Raw genomic sequence first — 4,060 nt, 5'->3', positions numbered from 1 at the left:
TTGTTTTTGAATCAACTGGTATCTATTCGAAGCCAGTGGAGACCTTTTGTCAGAAAAACAATTTAACCTATTTCTTGTTAAATCCTCTTGAAGCCAAAAAACAACTAGAACGGGAACACTCAGAAGCTGGAAAACAGACAAACATGATGCCCATAAATTAGCACAAATTCATCCATTTGTGGATCGATCAGAAAAAGTACAACAACCTGAAATTTATACAGAACTTCGTGATCTTTCGCGCTTCTATCAAGAAATAGAAGGACAAATAAAACATACACGGATGTACTTGCACCATGCACTTCAAGTAAGCTTTCCGGAGCTTGAACGATTCTTTTCCAGTAGAGTAACGCCTTATGCTTTAACACTAATAGAGTTATTCCCACACCCTGAATTAGTATTACAGACAAGTAGAACCAAGATCAAAAATTTATTGATGAAAACTACGCATAAGAAGATATCAGAAAATCGAGCTATGGAGAAGGCGAAGTTACTCATTGAATACGCGCAAGAATCTTATCCAGCTGTTTCACCAGATAGTGTTCCAACTCAAAAAGTTCAATATTATGCACGACAACTTCTTCATCTATTAGAGGAAAAAAAATGGTTTCAGAACAATTAATTATGAAGGCCCGACAACTTTCAGAATTCCAGTTACTTACTAGCTTTCCTGGCATTGGGGAGATTAGCGCAGCACTCCTTATTGGGGAGATAGGCGATCTGTCACGCTTTTCTAATCATAAAAAAGTGAACGCCTTTATCGGCATAGATATTAGAAGGTATCAATCTGGTAAATATGCAGGTCAAGACCATATCAATAAACGTGGAAATCCAAAAGGAAGAAAAGTCTTATATCTTATCGTTAAGAATATGATACGCCAACAAAAAGCTGCCCCCAATCACATTGTGGATTATTATTATAAATTAAAAAAGCAACCTCAAGCCAAAAAGGACAGGGTTGCCACTGTTGCTTGCATGAACAAGCTATTGAAATGTATCTATTCCATGGTCAGGAACAATACAAAGTACGAATACTCGTACACGGTCTCTAAGGACCAATAATAACACATAAAAAGTATACCACAAAATACCACAGTTTGAAAAAATTAATAGAATAGCTGAGGTTATTTGACATGCTCAAAAATAGTACTATCAAGTTCAAATATTTTTTAAATAACTACTTGACTAATCGTAGGAAAGAGGCTGGGACAAAACTAAATAACTAGTCTTTAAAGACGAACAATCTTTAATTTAGCTCTTAAATAAAACTACTTTCTCATGATGGTTATCAATGTTTTTTAATATAGTTAAGTGTAAAAACTAAGTCGTTCCATTGCGCTACAGACGCACGATGCGCCGGGGAGGAAGCTGAGCCTCCTCGCATGCGCTGCGGGGTCTCAGCCTTTCCTCTATTTCCCGCAGGAGTCGAGCGTCTTCCGCTCCATTACACTTCGTTTTTAAACCTTTTTCTAAAAAAACAAACACGAACTTTTTTGTAATTTAATTACATTATAGTTCGTGTTTGTTGTTGGTTGAAATGCTTATTTCCCAGCCTCTTTTTTACTAGTTTTATATTTCATGTTCTCTCCACAGAAACGGAAGAAATTCAAATTTTTTAATACCTATTATTAGCCGTATCTAATGACTGTTTTAAATTACCTTCTCTTTGGACAATCTCTTGCTCTGCTTGATTTCGTTTTTGCTTGCCTTCTTCTTGGATTTGCAGTGTCTCTTCTAGTGAATTCATCAATTTATGCTGTGTTTCTTTTAATGATTCTATTTCCTGCATTGCTGATTGATTTTCATTTGCGATTGTTGCCATCTCTCTTACATTTGATTCTACCCTATTTGTGTTTATTCTCGTTTGCGTTTCCATTGCATACCGCTGTCTTAGAAGCGTTAAAGCAATGGAAACTTGATTTCTCCATAGTGGAATCGCAGTCATAATTGATGACTGAATTTTATCAATCACAGTTCGATTCGTATGTTGAATCAAGCGGATTTGTGGAGCTGTTTGTATGGTAATTTCCCTGCTGACTTTTAAATCGAAAATACGCTTCTCGAGTAATACAGCAAAGTGAATGAAATCATTTACCTCTTGTAACTTCATCCGATCCCCTGATTCTTCCGCTAACTTTTTTTTCTCAGGAATAAGCTTTTCTGTCATTTCTTCATACTTCATTTCCGCCGCCGCAATATAGACATTCAAATCTTGGAAATATGTTTTATTGTTTTCATACAATTGCTCTAATAGATGAATGTCTGCAGTCAGGACATTTTTGCTGCGCTCAAGACGGACACTCATGCGATCTATTTGCGCACTCGCTTTCTGATAATTAGAAAAGACCTCCTGAACACTTTTAGATGGCCTGCTAAATAATCTGCGAAAAAATCCTTTCTTCTCTACCCGTAATTCATCTGGATTTATTTCATTTAGTCTTTCCATTAATTCGCCAACAACATCGCCTACTTCTCCGACATCTTTTCGCTGAACGTGTTCAATCATCATGTGAGAAAAAGACAGCAATTTCTTCTGAGCTTCTGCTCCATAAGAAATCATAATTCGGTGATTAGTTGGATCAAGCTTAGCCGCCAGTTCATATGCCCGTTTCTGATTTTCTGGTGGCAAAACATCAATAAGGCGAACAGTTTCAGCTGTTTCGCCTTTTTTCATCAACAAATTATTGCTTTCTCCTAAAGGGTCAGAGAAATAATCATTTGAAATAGTTTTCATTTCTCGTTCATCTGTCATTTAGGCCGCCTGCTTTCATCTATCAAATCCTTGTCTTTCTCCTTATAAGAAGTATGCTTTACTACATCTAATTCAAAATGCAAATCATCGATATCATCTGACAGTATTTCATGAAGATCGTCTTCTAGCGTTCTGGAAAGCTGCTCTAATGTTCTTCTTGTATCATTTAAAGTTGCCTGTAATGCCCTGTTCTTTTTGGGTTGAGCTGATAACAGTGCATATTTTTCAGCAATCTCCACTAAAGAATCCAAGTGAGAATAATAAAATTTGTCCGCTTTATAAAAACGGCGTGGCTCTTCCTTCGTTAATCGATAGATTTTCTTTGTGACGCGCATTAAATCAATTCTTTGTTTAAAGGAAGGAAAGTGACGAATGGCAAATACGTGTCGATTTAAACGACTAATTTTCTCATTCGCTTCCTTTAATTGCGTCTGGATAAATTTATATTCCTTTCTTGATAATCCTTGCCTTACCATTGACTGATGCTTGATTACACCATCAGAGATAAAATAAGTAACAGCGGTTGCTGCTATCCCATATGCAACGGAAAGGAAGAAATATTGATCAAATCCCACATAACTAATTAACCATGTTAAAGCACCTACAGGAAAAGAGATGCCTGTTCGCACTAAAAACATTAAAAATGAGTTCACTATAATCGACTCCTGCCTTTGTATCCTTTAATTTTTATACGTTCCTAATCAACATTTGTTTCAAAAATGTACGTTTTATTTAATTCTATTTTAACGTAAACAGGCTATTTTTTGCTATAGACTTTAAATGGAATATTGTCTACGACTAAAGACGTATTTTCTTATACTGTCCCTTACATTATATCTATGTGGAAAAGCATAAAAAAATGATTTGATCCTTTTGATTCTATCAATCTAGACTTATATCGTTGATTTCCATTAGGCATGGTATGTAATAATAGAAATGTTGACATTAATTTTCACATTTACGGAGATGGCAAAAGATACTTTGACTCGAAAAGCAGATTCAGTATCTAGGTTTGGAAAACTGGCGCTTTTCTGTGGTCTAATCCCATTCGAATATACCGACCATACTTAATTAAGGTAGTTCACCAATCAGACATAACTTTGTGAACTAAATGTGAATTACATCACAAACATCTTTATTACGTTGGAAATGGTGATATTATATAAGTGTAGTAAGAAACAAACAAGATCTTGTAAAAAGAAATGTGAAATAGTGAACAATATAATCAGATAACTAATCTTAAGGAGATGGAGTAAAATGTTAGACTTATTAAGAAATAATAAAGTGGTTGCCGGAATTTTAGCGATATTT

3 protein-coding genes and 1 pseudogene are annotated in these 4,060 nt (G+C 35.3%); 2 read left to right on the top strand and 2 right to left on the bottom strand.

The genetic code is table 11. The features are described from left to right. Positions 1 to 163: 163 nt before the first annotated feature. A pseudogene (locus tag ACTQ5K_RS25235) lies at positions 164 to 619 on the top strand (IS110 family transposase); the annotation flags it as partial. After that, positions 601 to 1,059 (top strand): transposase, encoded by a 459-nt coding sequence (locus ACTQ5K_RS25230; protein ID WP_202908336.1) that lies wholly within the window; start codon positions 601 to 603, stop codon positions 1,057 to 1,059. The pseudogene ACTQ5K_RS25235 and the gene ACTQ5K_RS25230, both read left to right, overlap by 19 nt. A gap of 553 nt (positions 1,060 to 1,612) precedes the next feature. Here the strand turns inward: ACTQ5K_RS25230 and ACTQ5K_RS25225 are convergent. Both ACTQ5K_RS25225 and ACTQ5K_RS25220 read right to left on the bottom strand, forming a co-directional pair. Beyond that, entirely contained in the window at positions 1,613 to 2,749 is a 1,137-nt protein-coding gene (locus ACTQ5K_RS25225) for a toxic anion resistance protein (protein ID WP_441994440.1), read from the bottom strand. Further along, positions 2,746 to 3,402, bottom strand: coding sequence for a 5-bromo-4-chloroindolyl phosphate hydrolysis family protein (locus ACTQ5K_RS25220; protein ID WP_031540291.1), 657 nt, complete (start codon positions 3,400 to 3,402; stop codon positions 2,746 to 2,748). Before ACTQ5K_RS25220 ends, ACTQ5K_RS25225 begins: the two co-directional genes overlap by 4 nt. Positions 3,403 to 4,060: the final 658 nt, after the last annotated feature.

The sequence above is a fragment of the Niallia sp. Sow4_A1 genome (genome assembly GCF_052116745.1).
Classification (GTDB): Bacteria; Bacillota; Bacilli; order Bacillales; family Cytobacillaceae; genus Niallia; species Niallia hominis.
The sequence above is the reverse complement of the archived record's forward strand: the minus strand, read 5'-3'. Positions and strand labels throughout refer to the sequence as shown.

Coding starts and splice junctions, on each gene's coding strand:
- ACTQ5K_RS25225 (WP_441994440.1), bottom strand. CDS start 2,749: ATGACAGATGAACGAGAAATGAAAACTATTTCAAATGATTATTTCTCT.
- ACTQ5K_RS25230 (WP_202908336.1), top strand. CDS start 601: ATGGTTTCAGAACAATTAATTATGAAGGCCCGACAACTTTCAGAATTC.